Annotated in this window: 10 protein-coding genes; all 10 read left to right on the top strand. The window is 69.1% G+C overall.

Annotation, left to right across the window (positions count from 1 at the left end; genetic code table 11):
• Positions 1-316 precede the first annotated feature (316 nt).
• The 10 genes from ACQF4J_RS21715 to ACQF4J_RS21670 all read left to right on the top strand — a co-directional run bounded on the left by ACQF4J_RS21715 (position 317) and on the right by ACQF4J_RS21670 (position 15,447).
• Entirely contained in the window at positions 317-1,507 is a 1,191-nt protein-coding gene (locus ACQF4J_RS21715) for an MFS transporter (RefSeq protein ID WP_351579255.1), read from the top strand.
• A 166-nt stretch (positions 1,508-1,673) separates the two neighbouring features.
• Complete coding sequence (locus tag ACQF4J_RS21710; protein WP_351579252.1) at positions 1,674-2,048, top strand: response regulator transcription factor; 375 nt, start codon at positions 1,674-1,676, stop codon at positions 2,046-2,048.
• Entirely contained in the window at positions 2,045-3,145 is a 1,101-nt protein-coding gene (locus ACQF4J_RS21705) for a HEAT repeat domain-containing protein (protein WP_427166549.1), read from the top strand. Before ACQF4J_RS21710 ends, ACQF4J_RS21705 begins: the two co-directional genes overlap by 4 nt.
• The gene (locus ACQF4J_RS21700; protein WP_351579247.1) at positions 3,142-4,629 is read left to right on the top strand and encodes a glycosyltransferase family 2 protein; all 1,488 of its coding nucleotides are present in this window, start codon (positions 3,142-3,144) and stop codon (positions 4,627-4,629) included. The genes ACQF4J_RS21705 and ACQF4J_RS21700 overlap by 4 nt, the downstream gene beginning before the upstream one ends.
• A 357-nt stretch (positions 4,630-4,986) precedes the next feature.
• Complete coding sequence (locus ACQF4J_RS21695; protein ID WP_351579244.1) at positions 4,987-7,776, top strand: response regulator; 2,790 nt, start codon at positions 4,987-4,989, stop codon at positions 7,774-7,776.
• Between the two features lie 4 nt (positions 7,777-7,780).
• Entirely contained in the window at positions 7,781-9,325 is a 1,545-nt protein-coding gene (locus tag ACQF4J_RS21690; RefSeq protein ID WP_351801289.1) for a GGDEF domain-containing protein, read from the top strand.
• 374 nt (positions 9,326-9,699) lie between these two features.
• Positions 9,700-11,394, top strand: a complete 1,695-nt coding sequence (locus ACQF4J_RS21685; RefSeq protein WP_351579238.1) for a DUF4012 domain-containing protein — start codon at positions 9,700-9,702, stop codon at positions 11,392-11,394.
• A gap of 408 nt (positions 11,395-11,802) precedes the next feature.
• Complete coding sequence (locus ACQF4J_RS21680; protein WP_351801285.1) at positions 11,803-13,578, top strand: SDR family NAD(P)-dependent oxidoreductase; 1,776 nt, start codon at positions 11,803-11,805, stop codon at positions 13,576-13,578.
• Entirely contained in the window at positions 13,575-14,291 is a 717-nt protein-coding gene (locus tag ACQF4J_RS21675; RefSeq protein WP_351801283.1) for a sugar transferase, read from the top strand. The genes ACQF4J_RS21680 and ACQF4J_RS21675 overlap by 4 nt, the downstream gene beginning before the upstream one ends.
• Positions 14,284-15,447 carry a DegT/DnrJ/EryC1/StrS family aminotransferase gene (locus ACQF4J_RS21670; RefSeq protein ID WP_351801281.1) on the top strand — a complete coding sequence of 388 codons (1,164 nt, stop codon included), beginning with the start codon at positions 14,284-14,286 and terminating at the stop codon, positions 15,445-15,447. The genes ACQF4J_RS21675 and ACQF4J_RS21670 overlap by 8 nt, the downstream gene beginning before the upstream one ends.
• Positions 15,448-15,470 lie beyond the last annotated feature (23 nt).

Here is a 15,470-nt window from a genome sequence, read left to right as displayed (position 1 = left end):
CCGGCTGCGACGGAGAAACCCGTGGGACCAGCTGGCTATTGAGAATTCTCCGGGTCCGGGAATTAGTACGTGCCGCCTGCGAATCGCGGGCGCCTGTATCACGGGCGCCGGTTGATGCGGGCTCCTTCTCGCCGAGACATCGACGTGTCTTCCATCAAGCTAACCCGGCTCGCCATTTCACGCATTCTCACGCGCACCGGGACGGCCGGATTCCGGGTCGCGTCGCGAGTCACCGCCGCATGCGTGAAGATGGAGGGCGGAGAAACCGCACCGGATCCCTCAGTGACGATCGGCTCCTGACGGAGCGTGGAGTCTCATGCTCTCCGATTACCGTCGGATCTTCTCTCCTGCGGGCAGTCTTCTCTTCTCTGCCGCGGGCTTCATTTCACGCCTTCCGTTGTCGATGATCGGCGTCGGCATCGTCACCATGCTGTCGCAACTCGGCGGTGAGTACTGGCTCGCCGGCTCCGTCTCGGCCACGCAGGCGCTCGCCGCCGCCGCTGTCGGACCTCAGATCTCCCGGCTCGTCGACCGGCATGGTCAGCGTCGCGTCGTCCTCCCGGCCACGGCCGTGACGGTCGCCGCCATCTGTGCGCTCTTGCTGTGTGCCCGTTTCGCCGCCCCGGACTGGACGCTGTTCGTGGCGGCGGCGATGGCGGGCTGCATGCCCAGCATGGGCGCGCTCGTCAGGTCCCGCTGGGCGGAGATCCACCGGGACTCACCGCGGCTACTGCACACCGCGTTCTCGCTGGAGTCGGTTCTCGACGAGTTGATCTACGTCGTCGGCCCGATCCTGGCGATCACACTGTCCACCAGGGTCCGTGCCGGGGCCGGGCCGCTGGCGGCCGCGGTCCTGCTCGCCGTCGGCGTGCTGCTGTTCGCCGTCCAGCGGCGTACGGAACCGCCGGTGCGCTCCGTACCGCGACACACCAGGGGCTCGGCGCTGCGCACTCCGGGCCTCGGCCTGCTGGTGCTGACGCTTACGTCGGTGGGTGCGTCCTACGGTTCGGTGGACGTCGCGACGGTGGCGTTCGCCGGCGCACACCACCACAAGGCGCTCTCCGGACTGTTGCTGGGCCTGTACGCACTCGGCTCGGGCCTGGCAGGCGCGGTCGTCGGCGCGATCGGGCCGCGGGGGGCGCTCACGCGGCGGCTGCTGCTCAGTGTCGGCGCGATGGTGGCGACGACGGCACCGCTGCTGTTCGCGCCGGGTCTCGCGGCCCTGGCGGGGATGCTCTTCGTGGCGGGCATGGCCGTCGCACCGACCCTGATCACCACCATGGGTCTGGTGGACCACCTGGCGTCGGCCGCCCAACTCACCGAGAGTATCACCTGGATCGTCTCCGGGCTCTCCGTCGGTGTGGCGCTGGGCTACGCCACGGCGGGGTGGGTGGTCGACGCCGCGGGGACCGCGGCGGGCTATCGGGTGCCGTGCGCGGCGGCTCTGCTCGCCGCCTCGACGGTGTGTCTCGCCCTGCCACGGCTGACCCGCGCAGGCGCACGGTGAGCAGGCCGAGCACGGCCCCTCGGACGATGCGGCATATGTGGTGGAAGTCGACAATTGACTCTAATTTGTCTATGACGATCTGGTCCTGCCCTTTCCGGCTGCCGGCCGCCGTGCGCCCCCCGGGGTCGTACCGGAGTTCCGTGGCCCAGGAGCCCCAGGGAGAACAATGGCGCATGTCCTGATAGCCGACGACGACGCGGACATCCGGGATCTGGTGGCCTTCAAGCTGACGCAGAACGGTCACCGGGTCACGGCCGTGGAGGACGGCATGGCCGCGCTCCGCGCGGTGCGCGAACAGCCGGTTGAACTGGCCCTGCTCGACATACGCATGCCGGGGATGTCAGGTCTGGACGTCTGCAGGGAACTGCGCGCCACGCCCGAGACCGCCTCGCTCCCCGTCATCATGATCACCGCCCGGTCCCAGGAAGGAGACGTCGAGGTCGGATTCGCGGCGGGCGCCGACGACTACATCATCAAGCCGTTCAGCCCACGGGAGTTGTCCAGCCGGGTCATCGCAGTGCTCAGCCGGGTTGAGCGATGATCCCCGCGGGTTTCGTCATCAGGGCGCTGCTGTGCCTCACGGCCGTCATCCTGACGATGTGCCTGCTGATCGTCTGTGCCCGTGGCATCCGCAAGCACCGGCAGGCCAGACGCCAGCGGATCGTGGCACCTGTGCGCGGTCTCCTGCTGCGGCTCCTGTGTGCCGAGGAGGACGAGCAGACCGAGCTGCTGCACCAGCTGGCGGAGATCGACAAAAGGACTTGGATCGCTCTGGAGCCGACTTTGACGGCGCTGCTGGAAAAGGTCTCCGGAGGAGCCCGCACCGCGCTGATCGGGCTGTACGAGCTGCGTGGGGCCGCCGTGGACGCAGTCGCCGACCTGGGAAGCCGCAGCGCGGTTCGGCGGGGGCGCGCAGCACAGGTGCTCGGGCAACTCTCCCACCGCCCGGCGGCCGAGTCGCTGTGCCGACTGCTGACCGACCGTGACCCGGATGTACGCCTGGCCGCCGCACGGGCGCTGGGCCGGTGCGGGGGACCGATGGCCGTCCCGCACCTTCTGGAGTCCCTCTGCGGAGCGCGGAGGCAACCCCCCGGTGTGATCACCATGGCGCTGGTCTCCCTGGGACCGGAGGCACAGCCGAATGTCGCGGCTGGACTGGAGCACCGGGAGCCGCTCGTCAGGGCCGTGGCGATCGAGGTTCTCGGCGCGACCGGCGCGGTTTCCCACACCTCCCGGATCGCCCGAGCGCAGCACCAGGACCCCTCCATCGAGGTGCGGATCAAGGCTGCACGGGCGTTGGGCAGGCTGGGCATGCCCGAGGGCCTGGAGCCGCTGCTCGCGGCCGTCCGGCCGGGACGGCCGGTCGCCCTGCGCATGGTGGCCGCCGGGGCACTCGGCAATCTGGGTGCCGTCGCCGCGACCGGCCCGCTCGCGGACCTGCTCGACGACCCCGACCCACATGTGGCGGGCACCGCAGCCCGAGCGCTGCTACGGCTCGGCCCGACGGGTCGTGCGGCGCTGCAAGCGGCGGCGGACGATCCATCCGGTGGTCCGGCATCCGCCCAGGCCAGGGCCGTGCTGGCCGAATCGGCGGTCGGTGGGGCACACAACGACGTCCGTGCGGAGGTGGCGCTGTGAGTACGGTGGCCGGGGACCTGTGGGCGTGGCTGAGCGGCCCGGCGCACAGCCTGATCGCCATCTGCGACGAAGTAGTGATCGTCTACTTCCTGGCCATCAACACCTCCTACCTGGTGCTGATCCTGATCGCAGTCGTGGAGTTCGTCAGACGGCTGCGGCGGGCGTCCTTCGCCGGGTACGACGACGCATCCAGCAGCCCCTTCACCCCGCCCGTGTCCGTGATCGTGCCCGCCCACAACGAGGCGGTCGGCATCGTCGAAGCGATCCGGGCCATGCTGCTGCTGCGCTACCCCATGTTCGAGGTCGTCGTGGTCGACGACGGTTCCACCGACGGCACGCTGGATGCCTTGCGGGACGCCTTCGACCTGGTCGAGGTGGAGTACGTGGTGCCCGACGACGTCCCCGTACGCGGCAGGATCACCTCGGTTCATCTGCCCAGAGGCGGGCCGGTGCCCCTGGTGGTGGCCCGCAAGGAGAACGGAGGCAAGTCCGACGCGCTCAACGTGGGGATCAACCTGGCACGCTATCCGCTGCTGTGCATGGTGGACGCCGACTCGATCCTCGACTCACAGGCGCTGCTCGCGGTTGCCAGACCCTTCAGCGACGACCCCATGCGGGTGGTGGCCACGGGCGGTGTAGTGGGCCTCGCCAACGGCTGCACCGTCGTGGCCGGACGGGTCGTCGAGCCGCATGTGCCCCCGGACCTCCTCGGACGGGTGCAGGTCGTCGAGTATCTGCGCGCCTTCTTCCTCGGCCGCACCGGATGGTCCAAGGTCGGCAGCCTGCTGATCATCGCCGGCGCCTTCGGTCTCTTCCGCCGGGACGCGGTCGTGGCGGTCGGCGGGATGGACGGGGACTGCATCGGGGAGGACGCCGAACTGGTCATCCGTCTCCACCGGTACATGCGCGAGCAGGGCCGCGACTACCGCATCGTCTTCGTCACCGAGCCGATCTCCTGGAGCGAGGCGCCCTCGACGCTGAAGGTTCTGGGCCACCAGCGGCGGCGGTGGCACCGGGGCCTGACGGAGATCCTGCTCAAGCACCGTGGCATGATCTGCAACCCGCGCTACGGCCGCATCGGCCTGGTGGCCCTGCCCTTCTACGTGGTCTTCGAACTGCTGGCCCCGGTGGTGGAGCTCGCGAGCCTCGTCCTGGTCCCGCTCGGCGTGCTGATCGGCGCGGTCGACGTGGGCTTCCTGTGGCGCTTCCTGCTCGCCGCCTACGCCTACGCCGTCGTGGTCAGTCTGGTCTCGGTCGCGGTGGAGGAGTGCGCCTTCCACCGTTTCACACGATGGCGGGACGTCTGGGGCGCCCTCGTCGGGGTGGTCGTGGAGAACATCGGATACCGCCAGCTGACGGCGTGGTGGCGGTTGCGCGGCCTGTGGGACGCGCTGTACGGGACTCCCCAGGTGTGGGGCTCGATGACCCGCTCCGGATTCGACACCTCCGGTGACGTGGAGGAGCGCGGAGGCGATCGTGCGTGAGCGGTCCAACGGAACTGAATCACCGTCAGGGAACTGGTCCATGACGCCGCGGGCAAGGGGTGACGGGCAACCAGTCACCCGAATGCCGCAGCCCGCCGGTAAGTCCTGGCCAGGCCCGCCCACTCCGGTCAAGGGCGCGGCCCGTGACTCGATTTGCGATCTTCCCTCGTTCGTCCTTCGCTTGAAGAGTTCGACGCAACCGCTGGGCAGGCGGCTGACCTTGTGGTTCGGGGTCGTCCACCGTGAGCGGACGCTGCTGGTCATACGTCGCTCGCAGACGCCGTACCGACGAGACCGTGACCGGTCTTTCGGCAGTCCCGGCCGCAGCTTGCGGTCGTGCACGACATGTGGAGGCGGATGATGGAACCCAAGCCCCCGGACGCGCCAGGGCAATACGCGGCCGACGACGAGGAGCGGTTTCGGATTCTGGTGAAGAACTCCGCGGACATGGTCTTCCGCCGCACGGTCCCGGGCGTCTACCAGGAGGTGTCCGCGTCGGCGTCGGCGTTGTTCGGGCGGCCGACGGAGGAGATCGTGGGGACGACGGTCGCCTCCTGGGTGCATCCGGGCGACGTGGAGGACTTCGAGTGGGCTGAGCGGGATCTGCTGCGCGACGGCCGGGTGGTGGTGTGTCTGCGGCTGCGGCGCGCCGACGGGCATTGGATCTGGACCGAGACGACGTCCTGGGTGGTGCGGGACGCCTCGGGCGAGCCCCTCGAAGTGCGCGGGTTCGTCCGTGAGGCGGAGGGCCAGCGGCGCAGGGAGGAAGCCCTGCGGTTGTTGCAGGAGCAGGCCCGCTCGGTCATCGAGACCGCCCGGGACGCCTTCGTCTCCATCGACGAGGACGGCTTGGTCATCGACTGGAACCGCAGCGCCGAGCAGTTGTTCGGGTTAAGCCATCGCGAGGTGATGGGGCGTCCGCTGGGCGAGACGATTCTCCCTGAACGGTACCGCGCCGCGCACACCGCAGGTCTGAAGCGGGTGCTGGCCGGTGGTGAGACTCATGTGCTGGGCCGCCGCATCGAGCTCAGCGCCCTGCACCACGACGGCCACGAGATCCCGGTCGAACTGACGGTGTGGCGGATGAAGTCGGCGAAGGCGCGCTGCTTCAACGCCTTCGTCCGTGACATCAGCGAGCGCAAGCAGGCCGAAGCCGCCCTGGCCGAGGCGCGCGACCAGGCGATCGCCGCGTCCCAGGCGAAGTCTCAGTTCGTCGCCTCCATGAGCCATGAGATCCGTACCCCCATGAACGGCGTCATCGGGCTGAGCGACCTGCTGCTGGGGACCACGCTGGATGCCGAGCAGCGCCGCTATGCCGAGGGCATTCAGGCCGCCGGCTCGGCATTGCTGTCGCTCATCAACGACATTCTGGACTTCTCCAAGCTGGAGGCGGGCAAGATCCAACTGGACAGCGTCGCCTTCAGCCCCCAGGCGCTGGTGGAGGAGGTCGTCTCGCTGGTGGCGCAGACCGCCCAGGCCCAGGGCCTGGAACTGCTCAGCGACTGCCATCCCGAACTGCCCGCGACGGTGCTCGGGGATGCCGGCCGACTGCGGCAGATACTGCTCAACCTGGCATCCAACGCGGTGAAGTTCACCGAAGCCGGCGAGGTCGTACTCAGCGTCCGCCCGGACCGGCCCCGGCCATCCACAGGGCACGTGCCATGGCTGCGCTTCGAGGTGGCCGACACCGGCATCGGCATCGCCGAGGCGGATCAGGAGCGGATGTTCGACGCCTTCTCCCAGGCCGATGCCTCAACCACCCGCCGCTACGGAGGCACCGGTCTTGGCCTGGCCATCTGCCGGAGGCTCACCGAGGCGATGGGCGGCTCCATCGGCGTCAGCAGCCGGCCCGGCCAGGGCAGCAAGTTCTTCTTCGACGTACCCGTGCGCACACCGGACACCCCCGAACCATCCCCGGCCCCTCTGGACCGCGGCACGCTTCGTGGACTGCGGGTCCTGGTCGTCGATGACAACGACACCAACAGGCTGATCCTTGACGCTCAGCTGCGCAGATGGCACATGCAGCCGACGACGGTCTCCAGCGGCCCCCAGGCCCTGGTGGCCCTGCACGAATCAGCGGCTGCGGGCCGCCCCTTCACCCTGGCCCTCCTGGACATGCACATGCCTGGGATGGACGGCCTGGAACTGGCCCGCCGGATCACCACCGATCGGACCTTCGCCCGTGTACGGCTGCTGTTGCTCAGCTCCGGCGCCCAACTGCCCGCTGCCGAACTGCAGGCTGCCGGCATCGCCCGCAGTCTGGCCAAGCCCGTCCAGCAGTCCCAGCTCATGGATGCCCTGGTCGAACTCACCACCCGGACACTTCCCGTGACGACCGCAGCAACGGCGCCCGCTCCCACCACCCCCCGGCCACCCCGGCGCGGCCATCTGCTGCTGGTCGAGGACAACGAGATCAACCAGTTGGTGGCCCAGGGCATGCTCGCCCGCCTCGGCTACAGCACGGATACCGCTGCCGACGGCATCGAGGCCCTGCGGATGGTCGAGGAACACACCTACCAGGCCGTGCTGATGGACTGTCAGATGCCCCGGATGGACGGTTACGCCACCACCCGGGAACTGCGCCGCCGCGAAGCACGGGGAGACACGCACCTGCCGGTTGTCGCGATGACCGCCAGCGCTCTCGCCGAGGACCGCGAGAGATGCCTGGCCGCGGGCATGGACGACTACGTCTCCAAACCCGTCGCTGCGGACGAGCTGGAAGAAACCCTCGCCCGCTGGGTCAACCCGGCCGACCAGCAGACAGACGACGAGGCGCCGCGCGACTCCATCGAGCAGCGGCTGAACGAACTGCGCGGCGACGGCTCCCCGGGCGAGAACGAACTGGTGGACCGGCTGGTGGACCACTTCCTCGTCCGCGCCCCCGAGATGACCAGCGCACTCTTCCACGCACTGGACCGCCACGACAGCGAGGAGATCGCAGAGGTGGCACACAGTCTCAGAGGCGCTGCCGGCAACATCGGAGCCCGGGGCCTCGCCGACTGCTGCACGGAGTTGGAACAGTACGCCGAGGCCGGAGACCCGGCCCCACTGACTCAGGCCGCCCCCCGCCTTCAGGAGGAGCTCGACCGAGCCTGCCGCACCCTGGAGACGCTCCGCTCCCGTCCTCGCCGACGCGGACCGGGATGAGGACGTGGTCAAGGTTCAGGCCGGGCTGCTCGCCGGCCGTGAGGCTGCGGCCTGGACGTACGCGGCAACAGGGACCGCAGTGATCATCACCTTCCTGCTCACCTCCTCCTCGGCGCGTTACATGCTGGCCGTGCTGATATCTGCCTCGGTCGTCTTCGCGATCCTGGTGGGCGTGGCCAGGAACAGGCCGCCCTCGGCCCTTCCGTGGTATCTGTTCGCGGCGGCCATGGCACCGTACGCGGTGGCGGACACGATCTGGGGTCTCTACCAGGTCCGCGGCGCCGACGTTCCGTTCCCCGGCGTGGCGGACCTGCTTTACCTCGGCAGCTACGTGTTGTTCACCGCCGGTCTGGTGATCCTGGCCCGGAAGCACGCGGGCCGGCTGCACTGGGCGGGGCTGCTGGACGCGGGAATCGTCACGTTGGGATTCGCCACTCTGGCATGGGCGTTCATCATCGCCCCCTACCTGCGCAGCCGGCTTGCCGCGTGGCCGATGGCGGTGTCCATCGCCTATCCCGTCACCGACCTGGTGCTGTTGTCCCTGGCCGCGCGGCTGATGTTCACCACCGGCACGCGCACACCGTCGTTCCTGATGTGCATCGGATGGCTGCTCGTCCTGCTCGCCTCCGACGGCCTCTACTACGGGACCGAGGCGACGCACGGGACCGCGCTCGCGGAGAACGTGTCCGAAGTGGGGTGGATGGTCTCGTCCCTCCTGCTGGGGTCGGCGGCGCTGCACTCCTCCGTCGCCCGACCGCCGCAACTCGCCGAGACCCAGGAGAGGATGCCCCGGCGGCGACTCTCGATCCTGATCGCGCTCATTCTGATGGGGCCGTTGATCGTGCTCGTCGACGTCGGTGGCATTCGGGATCACCCGATGCACGTCACCGTGATCGTCGGCATGATGGCGGGTCTGTCGCTGCTGCTGGTGCTGCGCGTCGCGTTCCTGGCCCAGTACGCCCAGGAGACGGCCACTGCCGCGAGGACGCGGGCCTTGGCCCTCGCCGCCTCGCTGCAGGAGCAGGCGGAGCTCCAGAAGCTTCTGAGTCATCAGGCGACCCACGATCCGTTGACGGGCCTGGCCAATCGAGCGCTCCTGAACGAACGTCTGGAGACCGCCCTCGAGCAGTGCTCCACCACTGCCTGCGCAGGACTGCTGATGCTCGATCTCGACGGCTTCAAGGACGTCAACGACACGCTGGGACACTCGGTCGGAGACGAACTGCTGGTGGACATCGCACGGCGGCTGACGGGCAGGGTCCGCGAGCAGGACCTGGTGGCCAGACTCGGCGGCGACGAGTTCGCGCTCCTCGTGGAAGGCGTGGACGCGAGCACGCTGCAGGAATACACCACGCGCATTCTCGACTCCATCACGGCCCCCTTCACCCTCGCCCACGGCCATTCGGTGCACGTGACGACGAGCATCGGAGTCAGGACCTTCACCAGACCGATCACGCCCGCGGAAGCGTTGCGGGACGCCGACACCGCTCTCTACAGAGCCAAGACGGCAGGCAAGAACCAGGCCGCGTTCTTCGAATCCACGCAGTAGTCACTCTCATCCCCGGGCACGGTGGAGGCCCGGACTCCTGGCGTCCGGGCCTTTGGGGAGAGTGCCGGACTTCACGAGTCAACCTGATAGGCCATTCGGACCGACTTTCCCACCACGTGGCGCGGTGAAGTTTGCAACGGTCTCAGTGACTGTCATTACTGATCCAATCCAAGTGCTTGGTTCCGGTGGCCCCTTCGATGCATGGGTAGGCGATGAAGGCAGGGAAGGCAGGGGAGGCAGAGAAGGCAGGGGAGGCAGGAAAGGATCCGGGATGCAGCCGGAAGGGCGCTGTGGCGAGGGCGCGGGCAGCCGCGGCCGTGATGCTACGGCGCCGCCACCGAACCTTCCTCTGGGGCGCCGGAGCTGTCGGTCTGTTGTCCGTCGCGTTGGCCGGGTTCCTGGTGTGGGAGGTCCGCGCGGTCCAGAACAATCTCGCCGCGGCTCAGGTGGCCACTGACCGACTGCAAACGGAGATGACCGGTCATCGTCAGCCCTCGGCCGAGGTGCTGGGCGACATCCGGAAACACACAGCGGCCGCCCGGAGCGCGGCCAGCACGCCGGTGTGGAGCGCAGCCGAGAGTCTTCCACTGATGGGACCCCCGCTCCGTTCTGCCCGGGGGCTGAGTGTCGCCGCCGACGAGATGGTCACCGGGGTGCTGCCGGAGGCTGTGCGACTGCAGCAGATGCTCGCGTCCGGCCAGATGGTGTACCAGGGGCGCGTCGACCTCCGCCGGCTTTCGGCTGTCACGGACCTGCTGGGGGGCGTGCACCGTCAACTGGCCGGAGTCCGGGCGACTTTGAATGGCTTGCCCGGCTCGACGTTGGTCAGTCGCCTCGACCTGGCACGGCAGCGGCTGTCCGACCGGGTGGCGCGCCTTTCCGACTCGGTCTCCGAGGCGGAGTCGACGACGCGGCTGCTGATGCCTGTTCTGGGTGGCACGGCGCCACGCTCCTACTTTCTTGCCTTCCAGAACAATGCCGAGGCCCGGGGCACCGGTGGCCTCGTAGGCGCCTTCGGTGTCTTGACTGTCGACCGTGGTGGCATCACTTTGCACGACTTCGCGTCGGATGACACGCTGCCGCGTACCACCACCCCCGTGGCGAACTTCGGACCGGCGTTCGACCGTCGGTACAGCGGTACCGAGAGTACCCAGGGGCTGGCCAATTCCAATCTGTCCGCTCATTTTCCGTATGCGGCGCAGATCTGGGTGGGCCTGTGGCAGCGACGTACGGGGCAACGTCTCGATGGGGCCATCGCAACCGATCCTGTAGGACTCGCCCGTGTCCTCAAAGCCACGGGCCCGGTCCGACTTCCGGACGGAAAGCTGCTGACGGCGGAGAACACCGTCGAGCTCACCGAGAGCACCCTTTACGCGTCGTACAGCAATATCGAGCGAAAGCGTTTCCTGGTACAGGTCGCGCAGTCAGTCGCTGCTGCCTTGCTGCGCCACGGGCACGATTCGGTGGCCCTCCTCCACGCACTGGGGCAGAACGCCAGCGATGGCCGACTGCGTGTGTGGAGCAGAGATGCCTCCACCGAGTCGGCACTCGGGAAAGCCGGGCTGGCCGGCGACGTCCCGGAGAGAACAGGGCCGTTCGCCTATCTCGTGGTCAACAATTCCGCGGGCAATAAAATGGACTACTACCTGGGGCGGTCGCTGGCCTACGAGCTTGGTCCTTGCGAGGCCGGTACCCGTTCCAGCGTGGTGCGGATCAGGCTGACGAACGGTGCTCCCGCTGTGGGCCTGCCTCCCCTCGTCGCTCTCCGTTCCGACGATCCCCGGCACTCACACCCCCCGGGATCCACAAGCATCTGGCTTTCGTTGTACGCCAGTTCCGGTGCGCGGTTCACCGGTGCGACGCTGGACGGGCGGCGACTTCTGTTGTCGTCGACCGAGGAGCGAGGTCACCCGGTGCTCGGGACGCAGGTGGAACTCTTGCCCGGTCAGACGCGAGAAGTGGACGTTCGTCTGCTGGAACCGGCTTCGGATCGGCCCCCCGTGGTGCCCTCGCAGCCGTTGGCACGGCCGCAGATCACCAAGGTGCGTATGCAGCCGTGCGTGAAGTAGTCGGGCCGATCGAGTGAATCTCAAGGGGCCACGCCCGCTCAAGACGGGTGCAGCGGGAGTCGTTCAGAAGCGCGGCGAAATCGTACCCACGGAAAATCAAGTCCGCGAGATCGCAAAAAACATTCTGATCCACCCAGAAGGACGCGGCAGCGTCCGTGGACATGCCGTCAGCGAAGTGCCGAAATAGGTCTTTGGCAATTGACGTCCTGCTGATCGGGGTTCACCTTGCGTGGGGAATGCGCGGGCAAAGACAAGCTGACAGCGGTTCATCCTGCGGTGCTCCACACCGCACAGGGAAGCCGAGCCCGGCCGGGTGGCTGGTCCGGCGTTGCCGCCCGGTGTCGCCGACCGGCGATGCAGGCCGCCATAGACGCGGTCGCCTGGACATGCGGCCTCCTGATCGCGGGCATGACCAGCAGCGGCGCTTCCGACCTGCTCGTCGGACCCGGCGATCTGGTCGTCGTCTGCGCTGTCACGGGGGCGGCAGCGGTGCTGGCCGGGGCCGTGTGCGGGCTCTACTCCGGGCGCTATCAGGCGGAGACCGGCCCGGAACTGAGCGCGGTACTGGTCTCCGCGGGGCTGACCGGGCTCCTTCTGCTGGGTATTTGCCGGGCGGGACTGCCCCTGGTGGGCGACAGGCCGGCCGTGGCCGGACTGGCCGCTCTGGTCGGCGTGCTCGCCATGATCACCGTCAGGGTCGCGGCGGCGACCGTCCGGCGCAGGCCTCGACGGCCCGCGCCGACCGCCATCAAGGTGATCGTGTTCGGCGCGGGCAGTGCCGGAGCGCAACTGGTGCAGCGGCTCATCGGTCAGCCTGGCGCGCAGTACCAACCGGTCGCCCTGCTGGATGACGACCCGGCCAAGCGCCGGCTGCGGATCTGTGGGATCCGAGTGCGCGGCGGGCGGGAGCGGTTGGCGGAGGTCGCCGCGGAGACCGGGGCGACGGTCATGGTGATCGCGATCGCCGGCGGGTGCCGGGACGGCCAGGTGATCCGCGAGCTGATCACCCTGGCCGAGTCGGTCGGTCTGGTCGCCAAGGTGATTCCGCGCATCGAGGAACTGGTCGCCGGACCGGCGCGGATCGACGACGTCCGCGACCCGCGGATCACCCAGCTGCTGGGTCGCGATCCGGTCCGCCTGGACCTGAAGTCGGCTGCCGCTCAATTCGCCGGACGCCGCATCCTCGTCACGGGCGCCGGTGGCTCGATCGGCTCGGAGCTGTGCCGCCAGTTGCACCGTCTGGATCCCGCCTCGCTGGTGATGCTCGACCGGGACGAATCAGCTCTGCACGCGATCCAGCTCGCGCTGCACGGCCGTGCGCTGCTCGACTCCGACGAGGTCGTGCTGGCCGACATCACGGATGCCTCCCGCATCCGCGATGTCTTCGCGCAGGCCCGCCCCGAGATCGTGTTCCATACGGCGGCCGTGAAACATCTGCCGCTGCTCGAGCGGTATCCGGCCGAGGCGCTGAAGACGAACGTGACCGGCACGCTGAACGTGCTGCGAGCGGCAGCGGACTGCGGTGTGCGGTCGTTCGTGAACGTCTCCACGGACAAGGCGGCCGACCCGGTGAGCGTCCTCGGCACCTCCAAGCGGATCACCGAGCGGCTCACCGCGCACATGGCCGGTGAGTTTCCCGGGACCTGGGTGTCGGTCAGATTCGGCAACGTCCTGGGCAGCCGGGGTTCGCTGCTCGGCTCGCTGTCCGCGCAGATCGCCGCGGGCGGCCCCGTCACCGTCACTCATCCGCACGTCGCCCGCTACTTCATGACGGCCACCGAAGCCGTCCAGCTGGTGCTGCAGGCCGTGACGGTCGGGGAGAGCGGCGAGGTCCTCGTCCTCGACATGGGAGACCAGGTCCGCATCGTCGACCTCGCCCGCCGGATGGCCGCCGCGGCGTCACGACGCGTGGAGATCGTCTTCACGGGGCTGCGGCCCGGCGAAAAGCTGACCGAGGACCTGCTGGGCGCCGGGGAACGTGACCACCGGCCGAGGCATCCGCTGGTCAGACAGGTGCCGGTGCCCGCACTCGATGCCGGTGAGGTCACCGGCATCGCTCACCTCACCGATCCCGAAGAGGTACGCGCCGCCCTGGCGCTCCTCGCCACGGCGGCCGGTCCCGAGGAGCCGGCCGACCAGGCCGTGCTGCCCGGCCAGCCCGGAAGAGCGGAGGCCAGCAGGTGACCGCCCCGCCCGTACCGGGCCGGCACCGGGCAGGCTGGGCGATTGCGGAGGCGTCCACCGCACGCCCCGGCAGCAACCAGGTGCCTCACCGCAGGCCGTACCGCGGCAAGCGACTGCTGGACCTGGTCGTGCTCGCCCTGATCATCGTGCCGGCCGTGCTGCTCTGCGCGATCGCCGCGCTGGCGCACCTGCTCGCGCACGGCAGACCCGTCCTGTTCCGGCAGCAGCGCGTCGGCCGCGGCGGCCGCCCGTTCGTCCTGCTGAAACTGCGCACGATGCGGAACGTCCCGGACGGACCGGACACACCGGGTGACGCCGATGTCACCCGGGTGACCGCAGTCGGACGGGTACTGCGCCGCACGTCTCTCGACGAGTTGCCCCAGCTGGTCAATGTGCTGCGCGGCCAGATGAGCCTGGTCGGGCCCCGGCCGACGCTGCCCTACCAGGTACGCCGGTACACCGATCGTCAGCAGCTGCGGCTGCTGGCCACCCCGGGCCTGACCGGCCTGGCGCAAGTGCACGGGCGGCAGCGGCTGAGCTGGCCGGAGCGCATCGAGTGGGATCTGCGGTACGTCCTGCGCCAGAGCTTCCGGCTCGACCTGGCCATCATGTTCCTCACCGTCTGGACGGTCCTGGCCGGGGGTGGAGCCACCGCCAGCCACGACAAAGATCCGATCGCCCGCAGTCCAGAAAGGATGCTCTCAGGTGCCTGACAGCAACGTCCGGATCCGGCTTGCCAGTCCCGACCTCGGTGAGGAGGAGGCGGAGGCGGTGCGCAGGGTCCTGTACAGCGGTGTTCTCACCAACGGCGCGGAGAACGAAGCCTTCGCGCAGGAGTTCGCCGACCGGCATCAGGCGCGGTTCGGTGTGACGTTCTGCACCGGCACGGCCGCGCTGCAGGCGATGCTGCTCGCCGAGGGCATCGGTCCCGGCGACGAGGTGATCGTCCCGTCGATGACCTTCGTCGCCACCGCGACATCGGTGTGCCACGTCGGGGCCACCCCGGTGTTCGCCGACATCGATCCCCGGACCTTCAACCTCGACCCGGTATCGGTCGCGGCCCGCATCACCGGGGCCACCCGGGCCGTCATGACCGTGCACTACGCCGGGCAGCCCGGGGACCTCGATGGGCTGGCGCGGGTGTGCGCCGCGGCCGGCGTGCCGTTGCTGGAGGACGCCGCACAGGCGGCCGGCGCCCAGTACCGCGGCAGACCGGTCGGCACCGTCGGCCGGTCTGCCATGTTCAGCTTCACCCCGGCCAAGAACATCACCACTGGTGAGGGTGGCATCGTGCTGACCGACGACCCGGGCGTCGCGGAGCGGCTGAGACTGCTCCGCAACCATGGTCAGACCGGTCTGTACCAGCATGAAAGCCTCGGCTACAACTGGCGGTTGACCGAGATGCAGGCCGCGATCGGCCGGGTGCAGCTGCGCAAGCTGGACGGCATCCTCGGGCGCAAACAGCAGATCGTTCGATCGCTGACCCGGCGGCTGACCGGGCTGCCGGGCCTGACCACGCCCCATGAGGTATCCGACGCCAGGGGCACCTGGGCGCTCTACACCTGCCTGCTTCCCGGCATCCGGGACCAAGTGCTCGCCGACCTGCTGGACCGGGGAATCGAAGCACGGATCTACTTCCCGCCCGTTCATCGGCAGCCGCTCTTCGCCCGGCGGGACGGCGGCACCGGGCTCGCCGCGGAACTGCCGGTGACCGAGGCCGTCGCCCAGGCGATGCTCTCGCTTCCGGTTCATCACCGGCTGACCGAGGCGGAGGTGGCGGAGATCGCCGACGCGGTGAGCACCGCCGTAGAGCGGGCGACCACGGCGCCGAACGCAATGGACCGGCCGATGCCGGTCGGTGCCCGCTGACCGCGCAATTGTGTGCGCCCCCG

It is taken from the genome of Streptomyces sp. C1-1, from assembly GCF_050214755.1.
Lineage (GTDB): Bacteria > Actinomycetota > Actinomycetes > Streptomycetales > Streptomycetaceae > Streptomyces.
Note: the sequence above shows the minus strand (reverse complement) of the source record. Positions and strands in the feature narration are given on the sequence as shown.